The sequence below is a fragment of the Desulforegulaceae bacterium genome, assembly GCA_034006035.1.
In the GTDB taxonomy this organism is placed as follows: Bacteria; Desulfobacterota; Desulfobacteria; order Desulfobacterales; family JACKCP01; genus JACKCP01.
The window spans coordinates 43381-68522 of sequence record JAVETN010000012.1; the positions used below are offsets into that span (position 1 = coordinate 43381).

The window sequence follows — 25142 nt, forward strand, 5'->3', positions numbered from 1 at the left end:
TGAAATTTTATGAGTTTTATTTGTTTTGGCCTTAATTTTGAAAACTAGACCTTTGGAAGGCCAGACTTGCTCATTTTCTTTATTATTGTTTTAGTTTTGTTTGCACAACTCAAATATTTTATCAACTAATTTACTTATACCTTGATAAACTTGTGCCGGGCCTGTGGAAACCATATATGCAGGAGTTGATACAAGAAGGTTTTTTTCATCGGTTATTATAGAGTCAAATGAACAGTTTTTGTGAACTCCGCCAAATTTTTCTATCATCTGAGCAGTATTAATGTCATTTCCTATGGTTAATTCCGGGTTAAAATTGCCAAGAATGGCTGCTATAAGAAGAGGGGAGATGCAAATTGAACCAATTGGTTTTTTCTTAGAGTGCATTTTTTTTACAAGATTTGAAACATCTTGATTTATTTCAGGGCTGGCTGGGTTGTCAAATATTTTTGAGAAGTTTTTTATAGCCCCGGCACCCCCAGGTAAAATTAAAGCGTCCAATTTATCGGAATCAGCTGATTTTATGTCTTTTATATTGCCTCTTGAAATTCTTGCAGATTCAATTTTAATATTTCTTGATTCAGACATTAATTCCTGATTTGAATGATTTATTACATTGGCTTGATTGATGTCTGGGGCAAAATATGAAATGTCTGCATTTTTTTGATCAAGACATAGCATGGTTATTACAGCTTCGTGAACTTCTGTTCCGTCATTTACTCCGCATCCAGATAGGATAATGCCAATTGATTTCATTTTGACTCCTTTATATTTGCTGATTAAGATTAATGTTCTTATTTTTTATAAGCATACATAAAAATTAGCCAAAAAAAAAGAGCCACGATTTAAAATCAGTGACTCTTGTTGTCTGTTGGCGTCCCCAAGGGGATTTGAACCCCTGTCGCCGGCGTGAAAGGCCGGTGTCCTGGACCGAACTAGACGATGGGGACGCATGGTGGGTCATGTTGGATTCGAACCAACGACTCTCTGCTTAAAAGGCAGATACTCTACCAGCTGAGTTAATGACCCTTTATTTTGGTGGTGGGAGAAGGATTTGAACCTTCGAAGGCTGAGCCGTCAGATTTACAGTCTGATCCCTTTGACCACTCGGGAACCCCACCATGAAAACTTTTTTAAAGAACTTTTATAATAAAATTTATATTTTGTGTTGCCTGGTGCCGAAGGCCGGAATCGAACCGGCACGGGATTTACCCACAGCGCCCTCAACACTGCGTGTCTACCAGTTCCACCACTTCGGCGGCTTTTTAATTTGCTGCCTCGGTATTATCTGTTTTCAAGGGTGCTTCCTGTTTTACCTTGTCCAGAACTGAACTTGAACTGGGTTTTCCTGATATATAAGCCAAAGACATGGAAGTGACCATAAACACTATTGCAAGGCCTGTAGTTATTTTTGTTAAAATATTGCCTGAACCTGCAGGCCCAAACAAAGTCTGATTACTTCCACCTCCAAGTGCTGCACCAAGGCTTGAACCTTTACCTGATTGGAGCAGAACCATGATTACTATCATGATTGAGGCTATTATATGTATGGTAACAAGAAAGATAGTCATAAAATTTATACCATTAAGCTTTAATTATTTCAGTAAAATCTTCTGCCTTGAGGCTTGCTCCGCCTACAAGAGCTCCGTCAACATTTTCAAGAGAAAGAAGTTCTTTTGCATTCCCTGATTTAACGCTGCCACCATACAGTAATTTAATATTATCAGCAACATCTTTATTATAAATTTTTTCAATGAGCTTACGGATATTAAAATGAGCTTCTTCTACCTGATCTGGGGAGGCTGTTTCACCAGTTCCAATTGCCCATACAGGTTCATATGCGATTACAAGCTCGTTACCCATGCTTACGGGAATGCCTTTTAATCCGTTTTGGACTTGTTTGTCAAGGATATTTAAAGTTTTATTTGAATTTCTTTCAGATTTTGTTTCGCCAATGCATAAAATAGGGATTAAACCTGTTGAAATTGCAGAAGAAATCTTTTTATTTATTAATTCGTCTGTTTCATTGAAAATTTGTCTTCTTTCAGAGTGGCCAAGGATTACATACTTACAACCTGAGGCTTTGGCCATTGTTGCAGAAATTTCTCCTGTATACGCTCCTTCTGTCTCAAAATAAATATTTTGGGCACCAAGGGTGATGTTTGTGTTTTTAATGGCTTCATAGACCGGATAAATTGAGGTAAAAGTTGGAGATATCATCACATCTCTTCTTTCAAAATCTTTTTCATCCAGCATTGAAAAAATTTTTAGAGCCTCAGTTACTGACTCCTCCGGGGTTTTGTACATTTTCCAGTTGCCAGCAATCAAGCATTTTCTCTTTTTCATTTTTTTTCTCCGTTTTTTACAAATCCCTGCCAATAAAAGCTGCAAGCTCAATCATTCTTGTTGAATAGCCAGTTTCATTGTCATACCAGGAAAATACTTTAACCATATCATCAATAGCATCTGTTAAAAGACTGTCAACAACAGAAGAAAGTCTTGAGCCATTAAAGTCAATGGATACAAGAGGTTCTTCGCAATATCCTAAAATCCCCTTCATCGTTGTTTCAGAAGCTTTTTTAAGGGCATTGTTTATCTCGTCCCTTGTAAGTCCTTTTTTTTCTGTGTTTATTACAAAATCAATAATTGAAACATTTGGAGTGGGAACTCTCATGGAGAGCCCATTAAGTCTTCCTTTAAGTTCAGGGATTACAATTCCTACAGCTTTAGCTGCTCCAGTTGTAGTAGGTACCATTGAAACTCCTGCTGTTCTTGCCCTTCTTAGATCTTTATGGGGAGAATCAAGTATATTCTGAGCACCTGTGTATGAGTGTACTGTTGTCATAAACCCTTGCTTTATTCCGAAGTTATCTTTTAAAACTTTGGCCACAGGAGCAAGACAATTGGTAGTGCAGGAAGCATTTGAAATGATAAAATGCTTTTTTCTATCATAAACCTCCTCATTTACACCAAGAACAATTGTTACATCAGGATCGTTTGAAGGTGCAGATATTATAACTTTTTTTGCACCTGATTCAAGATGTTTTGATGCATCTTTTTTGTCCTTGAAGATTCCTGTGCATTCTGCAGCTATATCAATTTCAAGCTTTTTCCACGGAAGAAGCGAGGGATCTTTTTCAGAAGAATATGCAATTTTTTTTCCGTTTATTATCAGTGAATTTTTATCTGAACTCACCTCTGCGTTTAAGATACCGTGAACAGAGTCATATTTTATAAGATGGGCCATTGTCTCAACAGGAGCAGGATCATTGATTCCCACAATTTCTACATCTTTTTTTTCAAGGGCGGCCCGAAGCATTGATCTTCCTATTCTGCCAAAACCGTTAATTCCTATTCTAACAGTCATTTATTTCCTCCGGATAAATCTTTAGTCATATTCAGGGCATGAACTCCCTGTCCATAATAGTTTTTTCTTTTACCTACTACTTTAAACCCGTTTTTTTTATAAAAGGATAAAGCTGTTGAATTGTTCTCTCTTACTTCCAAAAGAACCTGGGTAATTTGGGTTTTTAGTTCTTCAATAAGAGAATCTAAAAGAGCTGAACCTATATTTTTTCTTTGAAACTCTTTTAAAATGCAAATTTTTAAAATATGCATTTCTTCAAGTATTAATCTTGAAACTGCAAAGCCGCAAATGCGGCTTTTAAATACTGCTTTTTTTATTCTGCTCCCTGGGTGAATAAGCTCTTCTTTATAGCTTTGTAATGACCAGGGGTTCTCAAAATGATTTATTTCTTCTTTTTGTAAGACTTCAAGGTCATCGTCTAAAACCTTTTCAATGGAAAAAACATCACACACTTCTTGGATTGCCCTTTAGTATACCGCTTGCAAGAGAAATACTTTTTTTCCCAAATGTTTCTATTCTTTGAGCAACTTCTGGCAAGGGCAGTCTTTTTCTAAGTTCTGATGCTCTTATAAGAACAGGCAGATTTATTCCGGACAGAACTTCTGTTTTGCCTTCTTCAAGAAAAGAATAGCTTAAATTTGAAGGGGTGCCGCCGAACATATCAGTAAGGATAATTATTCCTTGATTGTTATCTGCTTTTTTTATGGCTTGTTTAATTTTATCCCGCAAACCGTCAGCATTTTCGTTTACATTAATTGAAACATCTATGCAGTTTTCAATTTTTGAACCTATTATCATTTCGGCTGTTTCAAGAAGTACTTTGCCGAGATTTCCGTGTGTTACTATTATAATTCCTATCATAATACCTCGCATTTCTTTATTACCGGCGGGTTATATCTCTATGCAAGATCCCGGCTTTGGCTGCGTGTCTGCTGATATAGTTAAATAAATATCTGGAAACAGCAACAGATCTATGCCTGCCTCCTGTACAGCCGACTCCCAAGGTTAAATACGCCTTGCCCTCTTTTTTATATAAAGGTATCAAATAGTCAAGGAGATCAGTGAATTTTTTTAAAAACTCTTCTGCTCTCTTGTTATTTAAAACATAGTTTTTTACCTCTTCATCTTCCCCGGTTTTTTCTTTAAGCTCAGCTATAAAGTAGGGATTTCTAAGAAATCTTACATCTATTAAAAGGTCTAAATCTTTTGGTATTCCATACTTAAAACCAAAAGATACAAAGTCTATTCTCATTTCTTTTATTTTTGTATATTCAGAGGCTATTGAAGAAATTTCAGCTTTAAGCTCATGCACTGTATAGGAAGATGTATCTATAACAGTGTCTGATTTAAGCTCTAAGTCAGCTAATAATTGTTTTTCATGCCTGATTCCTTCTAGGAGGTTTGAGTCTTTTGCAAAAGGGTGGTGTCTTCTTGTCTGGCTGTATCTTTTTATAAGAGTTTCTTCAGAAGCTTTAAGAAAAATAATTTTATGGGAATAATTGTTCTCATTTAAAAAATCAAAAACTTCAGGGTAAACATTTATAAATCTTTTTTCTCTTAAGTCCATTCCAAACGCTATTCCGGCTACTTCTTCGGCCTCTTTGCTCAAAGGAAGTTCAAGAAATTTTGGAAGCAGTGCCGCAGGCATATTGTCAACGCAATAGAATCCGCAATCTTCAAAAGCATTCAGAGCAACTGATTTACCGGAGCCTGATTCCCCAGTTATTATAAATATAGGAGTGTTTTTCATTTTATTTTCCCTATTTTAGTGATTAGTCAAAAACCAGTGTTTTGTTTTAGTTCAAGAAAAGATAACAAATTTAACCGCAGGAATACTTTATTGATTTAAGGATTAAATTCTAATCTGACGTTGAAATGGACAAAAAACAGTTTTTTAACTCCTGTTTTAATCATTTGGATCGTTTTCATCTATCAAATCTAGTATTTCTTCAGAAGTTGAAGCCGTTTTAATTTGTTTTCTTATTGAACTGTCTCTTAATATGCTTGAAATTTTTGCAAGAACTTTTAGATGATCTCCTGATGAATCTTCAGGAGTAACAATTGTGAAGAATATAAAAGCTGGTTTATCATCAATTGATTCAAAGCTTACTCCATTTTGGCTGAGGCCGAATCCTATCATGAGTTTTTCAAGGCCCGCAACTTTTCCGTGGGGAATAGCAATGCCTTTTCCTATTCCTGTGCTTCCCAGTCTTTCTCTTTCAAGAAGGATTTTTACAAGGTCGTTGTTTTCTATTCCTGAGTACTTAGAAAGAGGAACGGCTAGTTCTTCAAGCACAGCTTTTTTATCTCTTGATTTCAAATCCATATTTATAAATTCAGGGAGTAAGTAGTCTTTTAGTTTCATTTGATTTAACATATTTCTTTATTTAATAATTTCTGCAATTTAAAACTTGAAATCCAGGCACGATAAACAATCTTTTATCTTCAAATTTTTTACAATTGAAAGCTTTTTTTAACATTTATTGGTTTTATTATCAAGGTTCTAAAGCCTTTATTCTTTTGATTGGGGCTGGAGTTTTTCCCTAGGTTAAAATAAATCAGCCGTTTCCATTTGTTGGAAACGGCTTTAATTTTATACTGATTTAACTTTAATGAGGTTTATTCAATATCAGTTACCGGCTCCTCAGGGAGAAGATCTTCATCTTTGATTCCATTTTTGGAGATAGGCCTTTTTTCATGCATTTTATCCTTTGCTCTTTTGATCTGTCTTTTTACCTTATCAAGAACAAGATCAATGGAAGAGTACATATTATCAGACTCTTCTTTGGCATTTATATGAAGCTTGTCGCTGCTGAGTCTTACTTCTGTGATATGTCTTATTTTTTCTACAGTGAGCACAACTTCAGCTTCTGCAGGTGCGTCTAGTCTTTTCTCAATCTTTTCAAGTTTTTTTTGGACATAGTCTCTTAATGAGTCAGATGGTTCAAGGTTCTTGAAAGACACAGAAATGTTCATACATCCACCTCCTAGTATTGTTTACGTTTGCTTGAGGGGAGAATTTTTAAAGCCTCCCTGTATTTGGCCACTGTCCTTCTTGCGATTTTAATTCCTTGTGATTTAAGGATTTTAGAAATCTTATCATCACTTAAAGGTTTTTTTGAATCCTCTTCTTCAATTATTCTTTTTATTTTATCATGAACGCTGACAGATGCAATGGAATCCCCGTCTTTTTTTGAAATAGAACTGTTAAAAAAGAATTTGAGCTCATAAACTCCCTGGGGAGTGTGAACATATTTGTTTGTAGTTACTCTGCTTATGGTTGAAGCATGCATTTCAATATCTTCAGCAATATCATTTAAAATCATTGGTTTTAAATGTTCAATCCCTTTTTCAAAAAACTCTCTTTGATGTTTTAAAATGGAGTCAGTAACTCTGTAAATAGTTCTTTGACGCTGATAAATACTTTTTATAAGTCCTGATGCAGTTCTTATTCTTTCCCTTAAATAGCTTTTTGTATCTCTGTCTATTTTTTCAGCTGTATTTGCCACAGCCTTTTCGTAATAAGGGTTGATGTGAAGATTGGGGAATCCGTCATCATTTAACACAATTATAAAATCATCTTTTTCTCTGTAAATATAAATATCTGGGGTGATATAGTTTGCAGTTTCATCAAAAAAAATTCTTCCGGGTTTGGGTTCAAGAGTTCTGATAATTTCCACATATTCCATCACAAGATCTGTTGAAATCCCCATTGCCTTTGCAATGTTTTTTATCCTGTTGTTTCCAAGATCAGTTAAATGGTTTTTTATTAGGATTTCAAGTCTTTCATCACTGACATTAAGAAGTTTTAGCTGATTTAGAAGGCATTCCTCAAGGCTTCTTGAGCAAACACCGGGCGGATCAAGGGTTTGGAGCATGGTTTCAAGGATATATTCAATGTCCTCAGGTTTAGATTTTGTAGCGGCTGAAATTTCGTCAATATCAATCTTAAGATAACCGTCATCATCAAGGTTTCCTATTACAGCAGATGCTATCCGCTCCTCTTCCTCTGTTGGGGAAAGCATTTTGAACTGCCATAGAAGATGATCTTCAAGGCTGTCTTTTTTTGCTACAAATGCTTCATACCTTGGCCCTTCTTTGATTTCGGGGTCAAAGTTCATCCTTCCTGGGGTATTATATTCTTCAATATAGTTTTCCCAGTCAGTTTCATCTGGGAACTTGTCTTCTTTGAGCTCCACTGTTTTTTCTTCTGAAGAAGTTTCTTCAGGACTAAGCTCATCAGGGCTGACCTCATCTGAGTCTTTGTCATCGGAAATTCTTTCTTCAAGGGCAGGATTTTCAACAAGCTCTTGTTGGATTGTTTCTATGAGTTCCTGCCTTGAAAGTTGAAGCAGTTTTATCGCCTGCTGCAACTGGGGAGTCATAACAAGCTGCTGTGAAAGTTTTAGTTCCTGTCTTAGTTCAAAAGCCATTTTAAAGTTTCTCTATCTGAGTTAAGCTTAAATTAATAGAAGAAAAAATTGAAAACTTGTCCATTTTGTCTTAAAGTAAAAGTTTCATCGTTTATATTTAAAGTTGTTTTGTTTTTTGAAGAAAGTAAAAATTACAATCTTAAACTAGCTAATAAAATAATCACTAATCCTACATTTTAAAGTTTTTTCCAAGGTATGTTTTTTTTACTATTTCATCGGCTGCAACTTCTTCGGGGGTTCCGCTTTTTATTATTGTTCCGTTGTTTATTATATACGCAGTGTCGCAAACTCCTAGTGTTTCCCTTACATTATGATCTGATATAAGAACTCCTATGTTTTTTTGTGAAAGATAAGAGATGATTTCTTGAAGATCAGATACTGCGATAGGGTCAACTCCTGCAAATGGTTCGTCCAAAAGTACAAAGTCAGGATCTGTTGATAAAACTCTGCAGATTTCCAGCCGTCTTCTTTCTCCGCCTGAAAGGCTCTCAGCTTTTTGGTGTTTGAGCCTTTCAATATTGAACTCGCTTAAAAGGGAATCAATTTTTGATTCTATTTCGTTTTTTTTAAGTTTAGTATGTTCAAGTATTATTTTTAGGTTGTCTGCCACAGAAAGTTTTTTAAAAACAGATGCTTCCTGGGGAAGATATCCTATTCCCTTTTTACCTCTTTTGTATATCTGATAATCTGTTATGTCAAAGTTATCGAGAAGAACCCTGCCTTTGTCAGGGGAAATAAGACCCACAGCCATATTAAAAGTTGTTGTTTTTCCGGCTCCGTTTGGCCCTAAAAGTCCGGTGACTGTTGAGGTGTTAATAGAGATGTTTACTCCTGAAACAACTTTTCTTTTTCCGTATGATTTTTCAAGATCTTTGAGATCTAGGGTTTTCATTTTATTCATTTATAAAGGTTGCTTCCACTTGCGAGTCTGAGTTTTTTTCCACTTCCATTATTCCTGTTTTTATAAAATAGGTTATTGAATCCCCTGAAATTTTGTTTCCTGAGTCAATTATTTCAGGCCGACCTCCAGTAAGAATCAGAATTTCTTTGTCAGAATTAAAAATTGCATTTTCAGCTTTTGCTCTTTTGTCTTCCATCTGGATCCTTACCTTGCCTTTTGCCTCTATGGACTTAAAGGAGTTTCTGTCCGGAGTTGAATTGACTGAGTCAGAGTTTTTGTGGTGAACAATCAGTTTTTCACAATCAATTATTGTTTTTCCCTTTACCACATTAACATTTCCAGAAAAAATTGTTATATTTTCATTTTGAACTACCTTCATTGAATCTGCTCTTATATTTGTAGGCTCTTGTTTTTTTTCATCTGCACCGGCTTGAGTAAGTGATGATATAATTAAGAAAAAAACAATTGTTGTTTTTAAAAATATTAATTTAAATTTCATTTAAAAAGCCTTTTACATTATTTGTAAGTGTTAAGGTATCTTCTTCAATATCAAATTCCCCTTTGTCTGACAAAAACAAAGAAGTTTCAGATTTTATTTTTACATTCCCATCAAGGTATATCATTTTTTTGTTGTTTTTAAAAAAAAGTTTATTGCAGGTGATTTTATATTTGTCATTAAAAGCTCTTATATTTTTATTAAGTTCAAGGTTTTTTTCTTTTGTATCAAGTTTCCCCTTGTCTGCAAAGATTCTAAAATCGGGTTTGCCCTGATTTATAAGAATAACTTCAATTGAGTCAAGAATTAAGGATTTAGAGTGAAAATCTTCCATTGTTCCTGATTTTGCTTTTATTTTATATAAAAGCTTTCCCTTGGAAGAAATGTTATGGGAAAGATTTGAAATGATTATTGAACCCTGATTTGCAGAAACAAAAGATAGGGATGAAGTTGAAATATAAGCAAAAAGAGAAACCAAATAAAAAAGTTTTTTATAACTCAATTGCCTTGCTCCGGGTTGATAAAAGACTCTATGCTTTTTTCCCAAAGCCCTTTTGATTTGAGGATGAGCTCACAAACTTCTCTGACAGCACCTTTACCGCCTTGTTTCTTAGTTATATACATGGCTAGATTTTTTACCTCCTCACAGGAGTCAGGTACAGTAGCAGAGATTCCGCAAATCTGCATTAATGGAATATCAATAAGATCATCTCCCATACAGCAGATATTTTCCTTTTTAATTTTCAATTCTTTTTCTATTATTTCAATTACTTTTCTTTTTTTCTTTATATTTTGGAAAACCGGATTTATTGAAAGTTCCCTGCATCTTCTAGAAACCATTTCAGATTCTCTTGCAGTTACAACAGCTGTTTTTATTCCTGCATTTTGAAGCAGTCTTATCCCAAGTCCGTCTTTGACAGAAAAGCTTTTAAGCTCTTCGCCAGATGAAGTATAGGTTATTGTACCTTCTGTTAAAATACCGTCAACATCAAGAAGAAGGAGTTTAGTTTTTTTAAAAAAAGCAAAAGGTTTAGTCACAGGAAGCCTCTTTGACCCTGAGAAGGGTTTTCACTAGTTTATGAACTTTGTCTAGATAAAGGGAGTTTGGTCCGTCGCAAAGGGCATTGTCAGGATCTGGGTGGATTTCCATAAAAACTCCATTAACTCCGGCTGCAACTGCTGCTTTGGCAAGAACAGGAGCCATTTCTCTTTGGCCTGAGGACGAAGTCCCAAGTCCTCCGGGTATTTGAATGCTGTGGGTTGCGTCAAATACTACAGGGACTCCAAAATCTTTTATTATGGGAATTCCTCTAAAATCTACAACAAGATTGTTGTATCCAAAGGTTGTTCCTCTTTCAGTGATAATTATTTTTTCATTTCCCGTGGATTTTGCCTTGTCAATGATATTTTTGACATCCCAAGGAGCAAGAAATTGTCCTTTTTTGATGTTTACAGGAAGATTTGTTTTTGCTGCCTCGAGTATAAGATCTGTTTGTCTGCAAAGAAAAGCTGGAATCTGAATTATATCAAGAACTTCTTTTACTGCATCAGCATCTTCAGGATGGTGGATGTCTGAGGTTACAGGAAGGCCAAATTTGGTTTTTATTTCTTCAAGGTATTTTAGACCATCATATTTTCCGGGTCCTCTGAAAGATGAGATGGATGTTCGGTTTGCTTTGTCATAAGAGGCTTTGAAAATTATTTCTATTTTTTCCATCTCTTTGATTTTACAAAGTTTTTCTGCAATCTGAAAAAGGATATCCCTTTTTTCAATTACACAAGGTCCTGCAATTATAAATAGTTTTTTTTCATTAAAAAGAGTTTGCATAGTAAATTTTCTCCAAGACTGTTAATTGGTCAAAGTTGCCATCCTCCCCCAAGGTCTATTAATTTTTGTTGTAAAATCTGAGAATGAGCTTCTTTTAAAAAAAACTATTTTAGTTTCTTTTTTCCATAGAGGCAATAAATTAAGCATTTTTGTTTTAGAAAGAAGTTTTATATTTTTAGTTTTACACTGATTTTGCAAGCCAAGAATTTTATTTTATGCAGATCTGCAACAACCTGAAAATTGGCTAAGTTTTTCCAGATTAAAATGTTTTGGTTTAAGCTGAAATTTATCTACTTTAGATTTTATATTGTAAAACTTGGTTCATGAAAAAGTCAATGGGAATAAGAGCAGGCAGGCATTGTACTTTCAACATTCATAACTAATTTGAAGGATTGAGTTTTGGCAAGGCGGGTTTGTTCAATAAAATTTATAGAAAACAGCGTGGATAAATATTTTACCATTTACACTTGATAACTGTTAACCTTGCTGATATTCATAAAAAAATTTTAAAATCTGTAATGGAGGTTGTTGTGGCAAGAAAAAAAATAGGTAATAAAACAAGCAGTGGCTTTAAAAAAATTTGGTTGTTTCTGCTGTTTTTAATATTGATATCTTTTATTGTTTTTGCACTTATTTTCTGGTTTGAAGGAAAAAAGCCAAAAGCTTCGTTAGATGAAGTTCCAACTTCAATAGGCAGCAACACCCAAATTTCAATACCTATAAGTGAAAAGGGAAGGGGACTCAAAGAAATTCGTCTTTATCTGAGTTCAGGTGAAAGGGAAATTCTTTTAGAAGAAAAGACTTTTGAAACAAAAAGTTTTATGCTGGGTACAGGAGTTGAATCCTATGAAATTTCATTAAAGTTTAATCCAAGAGAGCTGGGACTTCCTGACAGTATGGCAACTTTAAAGCTTCTTGTCAGAGACTCTTCGCTTCGTTCTTTTTTTAAGGGAAATAAACTATACCTTCAAAAAGATGTGATGATTGACACAACTCCGCCAAATATTTCTGTTTTGTCAAGACAGCACTATATAACTCCTGGAGGAGCTGGGCTTGTTTGCTACAAGGTTTCAGAGCTTGATTCAAGAGACGGGGTAATGGTTGGGGATGAGTTCTTTCCTGGATACTCAGGGTTTATAAAAGATCCCCACTATAAAATAGCTTTTTTTGCCCTTGATCACAAAACTGAGAATAATAAGCCTTTATATATAATTGCAGTTGACAGGGCAGGGAATGAAAAAAAAGCAGGCTTTCCTTATTATATAAGAAAGGCATGGTTTAAAGAAGACAAGATAGATATTACAGACAATTTTCTTCAATGGAAAATGCCTGAATTTAATGTTCCTGTTGAAGATCCTTCCGATCTTTTAAAAAAGTTTCTTTATATTAATAATGAGTACAGAGAAAAAAATTCCAGGGAAGTTACCAAGGTTGCTGAAAATAGTGTAAATAAAAAATTGTGGGAAGATAGGTTTCTCCAGATGAGGGGTTCTGCAAATAGAGCGGGTTTTGCAGATCATAGAAAATATTATTATAATGATAAAATAATTGACGATTCCTACCACATGGGAATAGACCTTGCTTCTGTAGCCAATGCCGATGTTCCTGCTGCAAACACTGGGATAATTGCTGATGTCAAGTCCATTGGAATCTTTGGGCTTACCATTACAATTGATCATGGTTTCGGTCTTTTCAGTATCTACTCTCATCTAAGTCAGGCTGACGTTAAAAAAGGCGATCATGTTGAAAAAGGTCAGGTTATTGGAAAGACAGGCACCACAGGAATGGCTGTTGGAGATCATCTTCATTTTGGAATGTTTATAAACAATAGATTTGTTAACCCAATAGAATGGCTTGATCCAAACTGGATAAAAAACAATATTACATCAAAACTTGATCTGCTTTTGACCTATCAATAGTCATTACCAAGACCCTGTTTTGTTGTTTTACCAAATAAATTTGAGGTAACCATGACTGATTTTAAAGTAAAAAAAACCTATAAAGAAATAAATGACAAGATTAAATCTGGGCAGGCTGTTGTTGTAACTGCTGAGGAAATGATTGGTATTGTCGAAGAAGAAGGAGAAATCGAGGCTGCAAAAAGAGTTGATGTGGTCACTACAGGAACTTTTGCTCCCATGTGTTCTTCAGGGCTTATGATAAACACAGGACAGGCAGATTTACCCATTAAAGTATCAAAGGCAAGTTTTAATAAAGTGGCAGCATACGCAGGTGTGGCAGCAGTAGACTGTTATCTTGGTGCAACAGAGCCTTCAGAGGAAGATCCTTTAAACAAAGTGTGGCCGGGAAGTTTTAGTTATGGGGGAGGTCATGTTATTGAAGATCTCGTCAATGGTAAAACCGTTAAAATGTGTTGCTCGGGATATGGCACAGATTGTTATCCTAATAAAAGTTTTATAAAGGAAGTAACTTTGGCGGATTTGCCCTATGCTCTTTTATGCAACCCAAGAAATGCCTATCAAAATTATAATTGTGCTGTAAATGTTTCAAATAAGACAATTTATACTTATATGGGAACCTTAAGGCCCAAGCTTGGAAATGCAAATTATTGTTCTGCAGGGCAGCTCAGTCCTCTTTTAAATGATCCTTATTTAAGAACAATAGGAATTGGAACAAGAATTTTTCTTGGGGGAGGAGTAGGCTATGTTTCCTGGCAGGGAACTCAAAGCAAAATTGAAACTTCTAGAAAAGAAAACGGGGTTCCCGATGTTCCTTCAGCAACTCTTTTTGTTATTGGCGATCTCAAGCAGATGTCTGGAAGTTTTTTAAGAGGTGTAAGCATAAGAGGTTATGGATGTTCTCTTTCCGTAGGCCTTGGAATTCCTATCCCTGTTTTAAATGAGGAAATGGCCCGGTTTACATCAGTTAAGGATGAAGATATTTATACTCAGGTAGTTGATTATTCATATGATTATCCCAATGCAACCGGAAAAATTATAAAAAAAGTAAATTATGGAGAACTTAAAAGCGGTGAAATAGAGATTAACGGAAGAAAAGTACCTTCAGTTCCACTTTCCAGCATGGTAAAAGCCAGGGAAATTGCTGATATTTTAAAAAAACAAATAAGCGATGGAAAATTCCTGCTTGGAGAACCTCAGTTTTCTGCAGGGGACAAACTTTATTAACCCCAGGATACTTAAATGAACGAAAATATAAAAGAAAAGAAAAAAAAGGGTGTATTGCGTGAAAATATTGAAGCAATAGTCTTTGCCCTTATACTTGCCCTTATAATAAGGGCTTTTGTTGTTCAGGCCTATAAAATTCCTTCAGGGTCAATGCTTGACACTCTTTTTATCGGTGATCATATTCTTGTAAATAAATTTGTTTATGGTGTGAGAATGCCTTTTACAAACAAGACAATTTTCCCTGTTTCAAAGCCTAAAAGAGGTGATATTGTTGTTTTTAAAGCTCCGGTTGATCCTCCAAAGGATTTTATAAAAAGGGTGATAGGTCTTCCAGGAGAAAAAATTGAGTTAAGAAATAAGCAGCTTTATATAAATAACAAAAAATACACTGATGAAGCTTATGCAAAAAATGAAGATTCCAAAATTTATAAAGGCTTTTTTAACCCTAGAGATAACTTTGGGCCGATTACAGTACCTGAAAACTCTTATTTTATGATGGGGGATAACAGGGACAATTCAACTGACAGCAGGTTTCTTGGCAGTATTGAATATGAAAGGCTTAAGGGGCAGGCTTTTATAATATACTGGTCTTGGAAAAAAGAGGATTTTGGGGTTAGGTGGTCAAGGCTTGGTAAAATTTTAAGATAACGAGTATTGTTATCTATTGGTAATTCACCGAAAACAAAGGCTTTCTTAAGTTAAATTGAAAGGTTTAATCTTTTAAGGGCATTGCTAAGTTTTAAAGATTAAATTTGAATCTGGCTTTAGAATTGTAAAAAGACAGTTTTAGTTTCTCTAATTATTAAAATATTAAACTTTATTGAGAGCATTGCCGGAGATGGAATTTAAAAAAAAAAACATCCTTGATATCAACTCATTATCAGCTGAAGAGATTAAAATAATTCTTGATACAGCAGACTCCATGAAGGAGATAAACGAAAGGCCAGTTAAAAAAGTCCCTGCTTTGAGGGGAAAAACAATAGTACTTTTTTTTCAAGAGCCAAGTACAAGAACAAAGCTTTCCTTTGAGCTGGCGGCGAAAAGACTGAGTGCCGACTCGGTTTCCCTTGCTGTCTCAACAAGTTCAATGAAAAAGGGGGAAACACTTTTAGACACTGCAAGAACAATTGAATCCATGAGCCCTGATGTTCTTGTTATCAGGCATTCAATGTCAGGAGCATCTCATTTTTTATCAAAATTTTTAAAATGTTCAATTTTAAATGCTGGTGATGGAAAACATGCCCATCCAAGTCAGGCTCTTCTTGATATTATGACAATAAGAGAAAAAAAGAAAACAATTACAGGCCAAAATATAGCAATTATTGGAGATATTGCCAATTCAAGGGTGGCAAGATCAAATATGAGAGGTCTTGTCAAGCTTGGAAATAATGTAAGGATTTTTGGCCCGCCTTCAATGATCCCTTTTAAGCTTGAAGAAGAGTTTGGTGTAAAAGTTTTTAAAACAATGGAGGAAGCCATAACAGATGTAGATGCAATAATAATGCTTAGAATCCAAAAGGAAAGGCAGGGGGCAAATCTGTTTTCAAGTGAAAGGGAATATTCAAGGCTTTTTGGCCTTAACAGCCAAATCATTAAGGCAGCAAAAAAAGATGTGATAATAATGCACCCAGGCCCTGTAAACAGAGGAGTGGAAATTACTCCAGAGCTGGCAGACAGTGAAATTTCAGTTATAAACGACCAGGTTAAAAACGGTGTTGCCCTTAGAATGGCCTTGTTTTATCTGGTATCCGGAGGTTTAAGAGATGAGAGTTCTGATTAAAAATGGCACCTGTATTCTTTTTAATAAAGGTGAGACAAAAACAAATGTTTATATAGAAGATGGAGTAATCAAAGAAATTTCAGACTCTGTAAAAGATGCCGATAAAGTTATTGATGCAGACGGAATGTATGTTTTTCCAGGGCTTATAGATATTCATGTTCATTTAAGAGAGCCGGGCCATGAATATAAAGAAACAATAGAATCAGGAGCAAAAGCCGCAGCAAAAGGTGGGTTTACAGATATCTGCTGTATGCCCAATACTGATCCTGTAAATGACAGTCCAGGAGTCACTTCCTTTATAATTGAAAAAGCTCATAAAGCCGGTTTTTCAAATGTTCATCCAGTTGCTTCCCTTACAAAATCTCTCAAAGGGGAAGAAATCTGTGATTACGGAGAACTTAAGGAAACAGGAGCAATAGCGCTTTCAGACGATGGAATGCCAGTAAGCGATTCAGGAGTTATGAGAAGGGCTATTGAGTATGCAAAAGCATTTGATCTCCCTGTTATCTGTCATAGTGAAGAGCTTTCACTTTCAAAAAATGGAGCAATGAATGAAGGCATTGTATCCACAAGGCTTGGCCTTTCAGGTATTCCAGACAGTGCTGAAAGCCTTGGAGTAAAACGTGATATTGAAGTAGCTGCTTTTGTTAACTATCCTGTTCATATTGCCCATGTAAGTGCAGAAAAAACAATTGAAATAATAAGAAATGCAAAAAATAAAAATATAAGGGTAACTGCAGAAACTGCACCCCATTATTTTATACTCACAGAAGATGCTGTTAAGGAGTTTGATGCATACGCAAAAATGAATCCTCCTTTAAGAACTGAAAAAGACAGGCTCGCTGTTATAGCAGGATTAAAAGATGGTACAATTGATTTGATTGCAACTGATCATGCACCCCATTCTGATGAGGAAAAAATTGTTCCTTTTGAAGAAGCAGCTTTTGGAATAACAGGACTTGAAACTTCACTTGCATTAAGCCTTGAACTGGTTTTTTCAGGTGTTCTTACAATGGAAGAGCTTTCAGATAAAATGAGCATTAATCCTGGCAAGGTTGTTGGAATTAATAATTCTATTTTTGAAGGAAATAAGGCAAACCTTACAATAATCAACCCTGATTTTGAGTGGACTATAACAAGAGAGGGTTTTGTATCAAAAAGCAAAAATTCACCTTTTACAGGAAGAAAGGTAAAAGGGATCTGTGAGTATACAATTATAGAAGGAAAAATTATCTGGAGTAGAACCAATTGATTAACTTGTCTGATACACCAAAAAAAATTCTTATAGCTGACGACGAGCAGGGCATAAGAGAGTTTCTTGAAATAATTCTTTCAAGACAAAATTATGAGGTAGAAACCGCAGACAGCGGTATAAATGCTATTCAGGCAATTGACAGTTTTGATTTTGATCTTGTTTTATGTGACATAAGGCTTGGTGATATAAGCGGAATTGAAGTTTTAAAACATGTAAGAAAAAAAAATTCTGATATTACAGTTATAATGATGTCTGCATATGCAACAACTGAAAATGCAGTTGAAGCAATGAACAATGGTGCATACGATTACCTTCCCAAACCTTTTGATAATGATGACCTTTTAAGTGCTCTTTCAAGGGCTCTTGAAATGAGATCTGTGGAAAATGACAGGGAGGATATCAAGAAAACATTAAAGCAGAATATTCATTTTAACAGGATTGTAGGTTCTAGCTTTAAAATGGCGGAGATCTACAATAAAATTGAACAAGTAGCACCTACAAAAACCAATATAATGATAACAGGTGAGTCGGGTACAGGTAAGGAGCTTGTTGCAAGGGCTGTTCACGAGCAAAGTGACAGGGAAGATTTTCCTTTTGTGGTTGTTAATTGCGGGGGAATTCCTGAAAATTTAATGGAAAGTGAGTTTTTTGGTTATGTAAAAGGAGCTTTTACAGGAGCTGAAAAAGATAAAAAAGGTCTTTTTGCAGCTGCTCATAAAGGAACTCTTTTTCTTGATGAAATTTCTGAACTGCCAATAACACTTCAAGTAAAGCTTTTAAGAGCTGTTCAGGAAAGAAAAATAAAACCTGTGGGCGGAAATATTGAGTTTAATATTGATGTGAGAATAGTTTGTGCAACAAATAGAAATCTTGAAAAAGAGGTGATAGAGGGGCGATTCAGGGAAGATCTTTTTTATCGTCTCAATGTGATAGAACTTAAAATCCCTCCTTTAAGAGAAAGAAAGGAAGATATAAAAACCCTTGCCGAGCATTTCATGGATAAGTATGCAAAGGAAACAGGGAAAACAATTTTAAAACTTTCATCCTATGCCCTTGATCTTCTTAAAAAATACGATTTCCCGGGAAATGTTAGAGAGCTTGAAAATATAATTGAACGAAGCGTTGCCCTTTCATCAACAAACATTATTCTTCCTGAAAGTCTTTCCCTTTCATTCCATAAAAGGGAAATCTCAAAAAAATATAAAAATTTTGACCAAAAAATCAGTGGATTTTCCAGTGGCTTTTGTCTTGATCTCAACTCGATTGAGGCTGGAGTAGATCTGGATGGAATATTAGCTGAAACTGAAAAAAACTATCTTTTAAAAGCCCTTGAAATTACCAAAGGAGCCAAGAAAAAAGCTGCTGAGCTTTTAAATATTTCTTTCAGATCTTTCAGATACAGGCTCAAAAAACTCGATATAGAGTAAAGTTATTTAGATATGGATCTAAGATGGATTTTATTGAATACTCACAATTAATGCATAATGCTTTTTTAAGTTTTGATTCGGCCGGGCCTTGAGTTACAAAAAGGTTAGTTAAAAAACCATAAGATTTGAAAATTTTAAATTTTTGAACACGTAATGGAGCTGAATATTTTCTGGGCTAAAAAAGCCTGACCCATATATTATCTTTTAGAAAAACTGATATATTAAACTTAGGTTTGGTAAAAAATTTCTTTAAGATAATAAACTTACTCTCGCAAAATTTCTTCATTCCTGATTTGAATTAAGGGAATAGAATAACCGATTGATTTTCTGCTGTACTGACCGTTTTCTTTAAAAAAAGAAGTTACAGTCCAATGTTGCCATTCTTCTTTGTTGTTTATCAAAACCCTTATTCTGCTTTCAATAAGATTGATTTCTTTATTATCAAGTTTTTTAAAAAGCTTATCAACTCTTGATCTATCTTTTTTAGAAATGGGTAATTTGTATTTGGTTTTTAAAATTGATTCTTTATTTAAAGCAAATTTTTCAAGAAAAAAGTCATTTGCAAAATCCAAATAACCTTCGGAATCATAAGATAAAATATACTTTTTGTTAGATTGATCAATTTCAGATTCGCCAGACATTTCTTCTTTAAGAGATACCACTGAATTAGCGATACATTTCTGTAAAAGGTCAAGCTTTGTAATAAAGTTTTCAGATTCAATAAAAATATTTTTTATTGGAATTTTATTTATTGAAACAAATTTTTCCAAAGAAAGGCTTAAAAAAATATCTAAAAAAAAATTTATATCATTGAGTTTATAAATACTGTTTTCTAAAAAATCTTTTAAATAAGCGTTGTTAAGATCTGAAATGTCGGTCACTATTTTTTTTTCACCGATACCGAAAAAAAGCCAGGTTGGAGAAATGTTTGCTGCCTTGCAAAGCTGTATAAGTTTGGCAGCTCCAGGGAACTGACCTTTTTTCCATCTGCTTTGAATTACAGCTGTTGACCCTAATTTATCATTCCAGAACGACAGAGGGTAATCATCAATAACTTCGTATAATCTATTAAAAAAAGCATCATATTTTATATTCATTAATATATTTCTTTCTTAAAAGTTTAAATTTTTTTACATCAAAAACAAGAAATTTAACATCAAAATTTTTATTTCAATAGTAAATACATCCCATAATAGTAATTTGAAGTTTACTTTTGTAAAAAATTATTGACTATTGTAAAATCTAAGTTTATAAAAAGCAAAATTTTATTTAACAAATTATATTTTTAGAGGATTAAAAAAATGAGGAAAATTAAACTGGGCAGCATGCTTTTTGTTTTTATGGTGTTTATAACTGGTTGTGCAACAAACTACACACCTCTTGATTTAAACTATGTTTCAACAAAAAGCCTTGAAAAAAAAGACGTGAAAGTTGCACTTATAAAGCCAAGTTATTCTCTATCTCAGCAGGCTTTACAGGCAATGTCAGCATCACCTTACTCTGGAATGATGGAAAGCATGATGCCACCAGACTACAAGATAAGAAATAAATATAACAATAATTATGTTATTAATTTAAGAAACGCCATGCAAACTTCAATGGAAAGTATACTTCTTGGCAAAGGCTTTAATGTTATAAGGACTTTTGACTCTCAAGATGAAGTTTCATATTCATACAAAAAAGAAATTGATTTGCTTGTTGAGCCAGAATTTGACTTTGCACCTGTCATCAGAAATAAAAGGACAATAGTTCCGGTAATAGGGCCAATGGATAAAGGAACAATCCAAATGAGCGGAAAAATTAAAATTGTTTTTACAGAACCAATGTCAAGAGAAACTATTTTAATAAAAAATATTGATATCACTTCAGTAGGATTTGAAAGTTCTATTGAATACTCTGATGTAGCAGAAGCAGAAAATGACCTTGTTGTAATGCTAAATCAGATGTACCCAAAACTTATGGATAAAATTGAAAGCGTAATTCATGTTGACGAAGTTATGAATTCTCTTAGCGATATCGATCGACTTAAAGAAAAAGAGCTCTAACTTTCAGACACCTGTAAATTTATCAAACTCTCTGCTTATTTACAGAGAGTTTGATATTTTAAAAAATCTAAAAAGAAAGTTCAGGAAAAGTAATGAATACAAAAAGTTAAGAATTTTCTTTGTTTGATAGGAGTAGTTGCTTTTCTGCTGTCAGCTTGCAGGAATGAAGCTTTATCAGAAAAAGAAATTAAAAATTTGTATCAGCAAGAGATTTTATCAAATGATATTTTAAAAACTAAATTAAAATTAGAATTCAAAGAATTAGACAACGGCTGGAAATTAGTTAAAGCATATAATAATAAATCTTAAATTGATCCTAACTAATTCACTAGCCAAGTTTTATGAAAACATTGAAATCAAAATTAATAGAGACAAACGTGAAATGTTTATAAACCAGTAATTATATCAATTTATATAGTTCTTTTTATTCTTGTAAGTTCAGTTTTCTCCGAGATAAAAAAAGCTGTTGAATTAGGAGATTCTTACAGGATTAAAAAAAATATGAACAATCATTTTGCTAGTATAAAGTAAGTACTCAATTAACTCCATCTATTCAAATCAAAAATTTTATGAAATAGGATTTATATTAGGAAGTGTGCTTTTATCAATGTGTTGAGGATGCAATGCTTTATGTTTTTTCTCATAAAGAGCATCTGGAAGTTACCCCCCCAAAAAAAATATGAAGACACCCATATGGTTTAATATTATTTACTTTTGCAGTTTCAACAATACTGTAGTTTCGTCAATATTGATTAAAGGGCCTGATAAAACCTCTGCTTTTATTGTTTCCATCAAGAGCTCAAAACTGTCTGAAACCTGTCGGCCGAAAGCGTTGAGATTTTTACTCCAATCCTTGAAGGCAGTTTTTTATGGGAGACAAAGGAAGGGTATCTAGAAATTTTTCTGTAAGAAGATGAGCAATAAGAAACTGAATTTGATTTTAATAGTTTTTTCTAAAAAAAAGCCGGAAAATAAAACTTTTTTCCGGCTTTAATTTTTAAATATTAAACTTTAAATTCTAGTTTAATTATTTTTAAATACTTATTTAATCCATTTATTAACAATTTCAGGATTTTTTTCAACCCAGGTAACTGCATTTTTTTCAACTTGGCCATTTTCCATATTCATGGCCATTACTTCACCTATTTCTGAAGGGCCCCAGTAAAAATTATCAAGGATTTTGTAGACTTCAGGCATATCTTTTTTCAGGTCATTTCTTACAATTGTATTTATTGTTTCTGCTTCTCCAAAAACTTTTTTAGGATCTTCAAGGAATTTAAGGTCAAATTTGGCAAATTTCCAATGAGGAACCCAGCCTGTAACAACTACCCATTTGTTGTTTTTGTATCTATTTTGCAATGTTGCAGTCATCATTGGGCCGCTAGAAGATATTAGTTCTATTTTTTTAAGATTGTAATCTACCAAAGCTTGTTCTGCACACCTCATTACTCCTGCACCAGGGTCAATTCCGATTATATCTCCGTCAAATTTTTTATATTCATTGTCAAGCTCTTCAATGGAATTTATTGTTACATATTTTGGAACAACAAGACCAATTTTTGCACCTTCCATATTTGGGCCAAGGTCAACTATTCTGCCTTCAAATCTTTTAACATAATCAGCGTGGGTAACAGGAAGCCATCCTGTTGTTGTTGCATCCTGATCGTTTGTTGCAATGGCTGAATACATTGCAGCAGCAGCAACAGGGGTAAGTTCAACTTTATAATCAGTTGCCTTTTCAATAACAGCTTTCATTACATTTGAACTTGCAGTTGCACAGGCCCATTCAACATAAACAATTTTTACTTTTTTCTTTGCAAATGCATTGGTAGATAGAGTCATAACTATGCAAAAACTTAGCATAATCATTGTAATCAATTTAATTTTTTTCATCTTTTTCTCCTTTATTTCATTAATTTATTCTTCTTTATCAATATCAGCGTGTTTTTGCTTTCCAACCTGCTGCAGAATTCTGTCAAGCAAAATAGCTATTATAACTATGCCTAAACCTGCTTCAAAACCCTTACCACTCTGAAGTCGTTGGATTGCTTTCCATACTTCGCCTCCAAGACCCTTGGCTCCAATCATTGCAGCAATAACAACCATTGAAAGAGCAAGCATAACAGTTTGATTTATTCCTGCCATTATTGTCGGGGTTGCCATTGGAAGCTGGAGTTTAAAAAGTTTTTGTCTTGGGTTTGATCCAAAAGCATCTGCAGCTTCAACAAGGTCAGATGGAACCTGTCTTATACCAAGACAGGTCAGTCGTATTACAGGGGGAACTGAAAATATAACTGTTGAAAATATTGCAGCTACCCTTCCAAGACCGAAAAAAGGTATTGCGGGTATAAGATAAACAAAGGCTGGCATGGTTTGCATAAAATCAAGGACCGGCATTGTTATTTTGTACGCTACCTGGTTTAGTGCAGCAAAAATTCCAAGGGGAAGTCCTATCATCATTGAAAAAAGAGTGGCAATTATAACAAGTGCCAAAGTGCTTAGTGTAGGATCCCATAATCCAAGGTTTAAAATTAGGGACAATCCTGCTAAGGCAAGAATTGCAACTCCCTTTTTTTTGGTCAGATACCAGGAAAGAGCTGTAACTATTATTATAAATATAACAGGGTGAACAAATGTCATTCCTGTAACCATCACATCAATTACAGATTCAACAACCTTTGACATTGCTTTTGTAATAAATGAAAAATTGGAGTCAAGAAAGTCGATGCCTTTTTCAACTCCCTCTCCAATGGGTATTCTTGGAATATTAAAGTCCATTTTAGACTCCTCTTTCAGCAAGTGCACCTAGTAAGGCACCTCTTACTATTACGCCCTTAAGTTTTTTATCTTCATCAACAACTCCAAGGGGATATGGAAGGTTGTACATAATTTCAAAAAGCTCAGATGCCGGAGTGTCTGGGCTTACAGTTATAATCTCTTTTTCAATTATTTGGGTAAGATCCTTGTCTCCTCTTTTCAGAGCTTCCACGGCTTTTTCAGCAGTTACCATGCCCACAAGAGTATTGTCCTGTTTTACAACATAAACTGTGGAAAGGTTATGTCTTTTCATTTTTCTTAAAACAGCTCTTGGGCCGTGATTTTTTAAATGAGCTGTTGATCTTACCTTATTCATTACATGTTGAGCTGTAAGTATTTTTGTTATATCTACATCCTCAACAAATTTTTCAACATATCTTGAGGCTGGATTCATCAAAATATCTTCGGGCGTTCCTATCTGGACAACTTTACCGTCTTTCATAAGAACAATTTTGTCGCCTATTTTAAGGGCTTCATCAAGATCATGGCTGATAAATAAAATTGTTTTTTTAACTTTGGCCTGCAAAGCAATAAGTTCATCTTGCATATCGCTTCTGATAAGTGGATCAAGAGCTGAAAAAGCCTCATCCATTAAAAGAATGTCAGGATCAAGGGCTAGTGCTCTTGCAAGTCCGACTCTTTGCTGCATTCCTCCGCTCAGCTGTGAAGGGTAACTGTCTTCATGGCCTTTGAGGCCAACCTGCTCTAAAACTTCAATTGCTCTTTCTCTTCTTTCTTCAGGTTTAATACCCTTTATTTCAAGGCCGTATTCGGCATTTTCGGCAACAGTTCTGTGGGGAAATAATGCGAAATGCTGGAAAACCATTCCGAATTTTTCCTGCCTTACTCTTCTGAGTTCTGACTCATTTAGTTTCCCTATATCAACTCCGTCTATCAAGATTTGTCCGGCTGATGGTTCGATAAGCCGGTTAACACATCTGACAAGGGTTGATTTCCCACTTCCTGAAAGGCCCATTACAACAAGAATTTCACCTTCTTCAACATTAAAGCTTACACCCCCAACTCCGACTGCATGCTTTGTTTTGTTAAGAAGTTCATCCTTTGTCATTCCTTCTTTAAAAAGCTTAATAGCTTTTTTTGGATTGGGTCCAAAAATTTTGTATACGTCTTTAATTTGTATTTTGGACATTTTTTTTCCTGCGATTAGTAATTTTAGGTTTAATTAGGTTTATATTTAACATTAGATATCTTAGTTAGTATAAGAAAAAAACACTGTTTAATCCAAGCAATTAAATAATTATTTATATGTTTATTTTAAATAAAAAAGACTCTGGGAGTTTGGGGCGGCGAAAAATCTATTATTATACTGATAAGAATTAAATGGATTTTATTTAAGAAGTTTTGTTGATTGTTTTTTATTTGGTGACCTTGAGTTTCGATATTTCCCTCCGTACAAAATATTTATAAAATTCAACTTTTTAATATTAGTATCAATTTACAATATTGTTGATTTGGTATGTTTAATGGCATATCGATTCCAAAAAGTCAAATTGCCAGTAAGATCTTTTATCCTGGATTTTCCCAATCATCATTTAATTCTTTTGGTATATTTTTAGGGTAAACCATGGTAAAGTTCAGTTTTTTCTTTAGCTTGAACAAAGTTTTGTATATTTAAAAAGTGGAGATTTT

General features: G+C 34.3%; 27 protein-coding genes and 4 tRNA genes. 8 read left to right on the forward strand and 23 right to left on the reverse strand.

Features of this window, described 5'->3' with window-relative positions; all coding sequences use genetic code 11:
• Positions 1 to 90 precede the first annotated feature (90 nt).
• The 19 genes from elbB to kdsA form a co-directional block, all read right to left on the reverse strand.
• Entirely contained in the window at positions 91 to 753 is a 663-nt protein-coding gene (elbB, locus tag RBR53_09570) for an isoprenoid biosynthesis glyoxalase ElbB (GenBank protein MDY0132907.1), read from the reverse strand.
• A gap of 116 nt (positions 754 to 869) precedes the next feature.
• A tRNA-Glu gene (locus RBR53_09575) sits at positions 870 to 947 on the reverse strand.
• Positions 948 to 950: 3 nt separating this feature from the next.
• Positions 951 to 1026, reverse strand: a tRNA-Lys gene (locus tag RBR53_09580).
• Positions 1027 to 1033: 7 nt separating this feature from the next.
• Positions 1034 to 1118, reverse strand: a tRNA-Tyr gene (locus tag RBR53_09585).
• Positions 1119 to 1170: 52 nt separating this feature from the next.
• A tRNA-Leu gene (locus RBR53_09590) sits at positions 1171 to 1256 on the reverse strand.
• Between the two features lie 6 nt (positions 1257 to 1262).
• Complete coding sequence (gene secG / locus RBR53_09595) at positions 1263 to 1568, reverse strand: preprotein translocase subunit SecG (protein ID MDY0132908.1); 306 nt, start codon at positions 1566 to 1568, stop codon at positions 1263 to 1265.
• A gap of 13 nt (positions 1569 to 1581) precedes the next feature.
• A complete protein-coding gene (gene tpiA / locus RBR53_09600) occupies positions 1582 to 2343 on the reverse strand; it encodes a triose-phosphate isomerase (protein MDY0132909.1) in 762 nt (253 codons plus the stop codon).
• A gap of 16 nt (positions 2344 to 2359) precedes the next feature.
• Positions 2360 to 3364: a type I glyceraldehyde-3-phosphate dehydrogenase gene (gap, locus tag RBR53_09605; GenBank protein ID MDY0132910.1), complete on the reverse strand. Its 1005-nt coding sequence runs from the start codon at positions 3362 to 3364 to the stop codon at positions 2360 to 2362.
• Positions 3361 to 3816, reverse strand: coding sequence for a ribosomal protein S18-alanine N-acetyltransferase (rimI, locus tag RBR53_09610; protein MDY0132911.1), 456 nt, complete (start codon positions 3814 to 3816; stop codon positions 3361 to 3363). The genes gap and rimI overlap by 4 nt, the downstream gene beginning before the upstream one ends.
• Positions 3809 to 4237: a PTS sugar transporter subunit IIA gene (locus RBR53_09615; protein MDY0132912.1), complete on the reverse strand. Its 429-nt coding sequence runs from the start codon at positions 4235 to 4237 to the stop codon at positions 3809 to 3811. The genes rimI and RBR53_09615 overlap by 8 nt, the downstream gene beginning before the upstream one ends.
• 7 nt (positions 4238 to 4244) lie before the next feature.
• The gene (rapZ, locus tag RBR53_09620) at positions 4245 to 5114 is read right to left on the reverse strand and encodes an RNase adapter RapZ (protein MDY0132913.1); all 870 of its coding nucleotides are present in this window, start codon (positions 5112 to 5114) and stop codon (positions 4245 to 4247) included.
• A gap of 156 nt (positions 5115 to 5270) precedes the next feature.
• The gene (locus tag RBR53_09625) at positions 5271 to 5729 is read right to left on the reverse strand and encodes a PTS sugar transporter subunit IIA (GenBank protein ID MDY0132914.1); all 459 of its coding nucleotides are present in this window, start codon (positions 5727 to 5729) and stop codon (positions 5271 to 5273) included.
• Between the two features lie 254 nt (positions 5730 to 5983).
• Positions 5984 to 6340, reverse strand: a complete 357-nt coding sequence (gene raiA, locus RBR53_09630; GenBank protein MDY0132915.1) for a ribosome-associated translation inhibitor RaiA — start codon at positions 6338 to 6340, stop codon at positions 5984 to 5986.
• A gap of 11 nt (positions 6341 to 6351) precedes the next feature.
• A complete protein-coding gene (gene rpoN / locus RBR53_09635) occupies positions 6352 to 7797 on the reverse strand; it encodes an RNA polymerase factor sigma-54 (protein MDY0132916.1) in 1446 nt (481 codons plus the stop codon).
• A 169-nt stretch (positions 7798 to 7966) separates the two neighbouring features.
• Complete coding sequence (gene lptB, locus RBR53_09640) at positions 7967 to 8689, reverse strand: LPS export ABC transporter ATP-binding protein (protein MDY0132917.1); 723 nt, start codon at positions 8687 to 8689, stop codon at positions 7967 to 7969.
• 1 nt (position 8690) lies between these two features.
• Entirely contained in the window at positions 8691 to 9197 is a 507-nt protein-coding gene (gene lptA / locus RBR53_09645; GenBank protein ID MDY0132918.1) for a lipopolysaccharide transport periplasmic protein LptA, read from the reverse strand.
• Complete coding sequence (gene lptC, locus RBR53_09650) at positions 9187 to 9696, reverse strand: LPS export ABC transporter periplasmic protein LptC (protein MDY0132919.1); 510 nt, start codon at positions 9694 to 9696, stop codon at positions 9187 to 9189. Before lptC ends, lptA begins: the two co-directional genes overlap by 11 nt.
• The gene (locus RBR53_09655; GenBank protein MDY0132920.1) at positions 9693 to 10232 is read right to left on the reverse strand and encodes an HAD-IIIA family hydrolase; all 540 of its coding nucleotides are present in this window, start codon (positions 10230 to 10232) and stop codon (positions 9693 to 9695) included. Before RBR53_09655 ends, lptC begins: the two co-directional genes overlap by 4 nt.
• Entirely contained in the window at positions 10225 to 11022 is a 798-nt protein-coding gene (gene kdsA, locus RBR53_09660; GenBank protein ID MDY0132921.1) for a 3-deoxy-8-phosphooctulonate synthase, read from the reverse strand. The genes RBR53_09655 and kdsA overlap by 8 nt, the downstream gene beginning before the upstream one ends.
• Positions 11023 to 11552: 530 nt before the next feature.
• Here kdsA and RBR53_09665 point away from each other — a divergent pair.
• The 6 genes from RBR53_09665 (at position 11553) to RBR53_09690 (ending at position 18630) form a co-directional block, all read left to right on the forward strand.
• The gene (locus RBR53_09665; protein ID MDY0132922.1) at positions 11553 to 12941 is read left to right on the forward strand and encodes a M23 family metallopeptidase; all 1389 of its coding nucleotides are present in this window, start codon (positions 11553 to 11555) and stop codon (positions 12939 to 12941) included.
• 51 nt (positions 12942 to 12992) lie between these two features.
• The gene (locus RBR53_09670) at positions 12993 to 14168 is read left to right on the forward strand and encodes a homocysteine biosynthesis protein (protein ID MDY0132923.1); all 1176 of its coding nucleotides are present in this window, start codon (positions 12993 to 12995) and stop codon (positions 14166 to 14168) included.
• A gap of 15 nt (positions 14169 to 14183) precedes the next feature.
• Positions 14184 to 14816, forward strand: a complete 633-nt coding sequence (gene lepB, locus RBR53_09675; protein ID MDY0132924.1) for a signal peptidase I — start codon at positions 14184 to 14186, stop codon at positions 14814 to 14816.
• Positions 14817 to 15006: 190 nt separating this feature from the next.
• Positions 15007 to 15948, forward strand: coding sequence for an aspartate carbamoyltransferase catalytic subunit (locus tag RBR53_09680; protein MDY0132925.1), 942 nt, complete (start codon positions 15007 to 15009; stop codon positions 15946 to 15948).
• Complete coding sequence (locus RBR53_09685; GenBank protein ID MDY0132926.1) at positions 15932 to 17200, forward strand: dihydroorotase; 1269 nt, start codon at positions 15932 to 15934, stop codon at positions 17198 to 17200. Before RBR53_09680 ends, RBR53_09685 begins: the two co-directional genes overlap by 17 nt.
• Positions 17197 to 18630 (forward strand): sigma-54 dependent transcriptional regulator, encoded by a 1434-nt coding sequence (locus tag RBR53_09690; GenBank protein MDY0132927.1) that lies wholly within the window; start codon positions 17197 to 17199, stop codon positions 18628 to 18630. Before RBR53_09685 ends, RBR53_09690 begins: the two co-directional genes overlap by 4 nt.
• 263 nt (positions 18631 to 18893) lie before the next feature.
• On the opposite strand, the gene RBR53_09695 is transcribed toward RBR53_09690, so the two are convergent.
• Positions 18894 to 19727 carry a hypothetical protein gene (locus tag RBR53_09695; protein MDY0132928.1) on the reverse strand — a complete coding sequence of 278 codons (834 nt, stop codon included), beginning with the start codon at positions 19725 to 19727 and terminating at the stop codon, positions 18894 to 18896.
• A 204-nt stretch (positions 19728 to 19931) separates the two neighbouring features.
• Between RBR53_09695 and RBR53_09700 the strand changes: the two genes are divergently transcribed.
• Positions 19932 to 20675, forward strand: a complete 744-nt coding sequence (locus tag RBR53_09700; GenBank protein MDY0132929.1) for a hypothetical protein — start codon at positions 19932 to 19934, stop codon at positions 20673 to 20675.
• Between the two features lie 123 nt (positions 20676 to 20798).
• Positions 20799 to 20984, forward strand: a complete 186-nt coding sequence (locus RBR53_09705) for a hypothetical protein (protein MDY0132930.1) — start codon at positions 20799 to 20801, stop codon at positions 20982 to 20984.
• Positions 20985 to 21716: 732 nt separating this feature from the next.
• On the opposite strand, the gene RBR53_09710 is transcribed toward RBR53_09705, so the two are convergent.
• Genes RBR53_09710 through RBR53_09720 form a run of 3 tightly spaced genes read right to left on the reverse strand, consistent with a single transcriptional unit; the run spans position 21717 to position 24642 of the window.
• Complete coding sequence (locus tag RBR53_09710) at positions 21717 to 22568, reverse strand: glycine betaine ABC transporter substrate-binding protein (GenBank protein MDY0132931.1); 852 nt, start codon at positions 22566 to 22568, stop codon at positions 21717 to 21719.
• A 24-nt stretch (positions 22569 to 22592) separates the two neighbouring features.
• A complete protein-coding gene (locus tag RBR53_09715) occupies positions 22593 to 23453 on the reverse strand; it encodes a proline/glycine betaine ABC transporter permease (protein ID MDY0132932.1) in 861 nt (286 codons plus the stop codon).
• Between the two features lies 1 nt (position 23454).
• The gene (locus RBR53_09720) at positions 23455 to 24642 is read right to left on the reverse strand and encodes a glycine betaine/L-proline ABC transporter ATP-binding protein (protein MDY0132933.1); all 1188 of its coding nucleotides are present in this window, start codon (positions 24640 to 24642) and stop codon (positions 23455 to 23457) included.
• Positions 24643 to 25142: the final 500 nt, after the last annotated feature.

What these genes read in the sequence shown, in the direction of transcription:
- elbB (MDY0132907.1), bottom strand. Translation starts at nt 753, where the DNA reads ATGAAATCAATTGGCATTATCCTATCTGGATGCGGAGTAAATGACGGA.
- lepB (MDY0132924.1), top strand. Translation starts at nt 14,184, where the DNA reads ATGAACGAAAATATAAAAGAAAAGAAAAAAAAGGGTGTATTGCGTGAA.
- RBR53_09720 (MDY0132933.1), bottom strand. Translation starts at nt 24,642, where the DNA reads ATGTCCAAAATACAAATTAAAGACGTATACAAAATTTTTGGACCCAAT.
- RBR53_09680 (MDY0132925.1), top strand. Translation starts at nt 15,007, where the DNA reads ATGGAATTTAAAAAAAAAAACATCCTTGATATCAACTCATTATCAGCT.
- RBR53_09715 (MDY0132932.1), bottom strand. Translation starts at nt 23,453, where the DNA reads ATGGACTTTAATATTCCAAGAATACCCATTGGAGAGGGAGTTGAAAAA.
- rapZ (MDY0132913.1), bottom strand. Translation starts at nt 5,114, where the DNA reads ATGAAAAACACTCCTATATTTATAATAACTGGGGAATCAGGCTCCGGT.
- lptB (MDY0132917.1), bottom strand. Translation starts at nt 8,689, where the DNA reads ATGAAAACCCTAGATCTCAAAGATCTTGAAAAATCATACGGAAAAAGA.
- rpoN (MDY0132916.1), bottom strand. Translation starts at nt 7,797, where the DNA reads ATGGCTTTTGAACTAAGACAGGAACTAAAACTTTCACAGCAGCTTGTT.
- kdsA (MDY0132921.1), bottom strand. Translation starts at nt 11,022, where the DNA reads ATGCAAACTCTTTTTAATGAAAAAAAACTATTTATAATTGCAGGACCT.
- secG (MDY0132908.1), bottom strand. Translation starts at nt 1,568, where the DNA reads ATGACTATCTTTCTTGTTACCATACATATAATAGCCTCAATCATGATA.
- tpiA (MDY0132909.1), bottom strand. Translation starts at nt 2,343, where the DNA reads ATGAAAAAGAGAAAATGCTTGATTGCTGGCAACTGGAAAATGTACAAA.
- lptA (MDY0132918.1), bottom strand. Translation starts at nt 9,197, where the DNA reads ATGAAATTTAAATTAATATTTTTAAAAACAACAATTGTTTTTTTCTTA.
- RBR53_09700 (MDY0132929.1), top strand. Translation starts at nt 19,932, where the DNA reads ATGAGGAAAATTAAACTGGGCAGCATGCTTTTTGTTTTTATGGTGTTT.
- gap (MDY0132910.1), bottom strand. Translation starts at nt 3,364, where the DNA reads ATGACTGTTAGAATAGGAATTAACGGTTTTGGCAGAATAGGAAGATCA.
- RBR53_09710 (MDY0132931.1), bottom strand. Translation starts at nt 22,568, where the DNA reads ATGAAAAAAATTAAATTGATTACAATGATTATGCTAAGTTTTTGCATA.
- RBR53_09670 (MDY0132923.1), top strand. Translation starts at nt 12,993, where the DNA reads ATGACTGATTTTAAAGTAAAAAAAACCTATAAAGAAATAAATGACAAG.
- raiA (MDY0132915.1), bottom strand. Translation starts at nt 6,340, where the DNA reads ATGAACATTTCTGTGTCTTTCAAGAACCTTGAACCATCTGACTCATTA.
- RBR53_09685 (MDY0132926.1), top strand. Translation starts at nt 15,932, where the DNA reads ATGAGAGTTCTGATTAAAAATGGCACCTGTATTCTTTTTAATAAAGGT.
- RBR53_09625 (MDY0132914.1), bottom strand. Translation starts at nt 5,729, where the DNA reads ATGAAACTAAAAGACTACTTACTCCCTGAATTTATAAATATGGATTTG.
- RBR53_09615 (MDY0132912.1), bottom strand. Translation starts at nt 4,237, where the DNA reads ATGCGAGGTATTATGATAGGAATTATAATAGTAACACACGGAAATCTC.
- RBR53_09695 (MDY0132928.1), bottom strand. Translation starts at nt 19,727, where the DNA reads ATGAATATAAAATATGATGCTTTTTTTAATAGATTATACGAAGTTATT.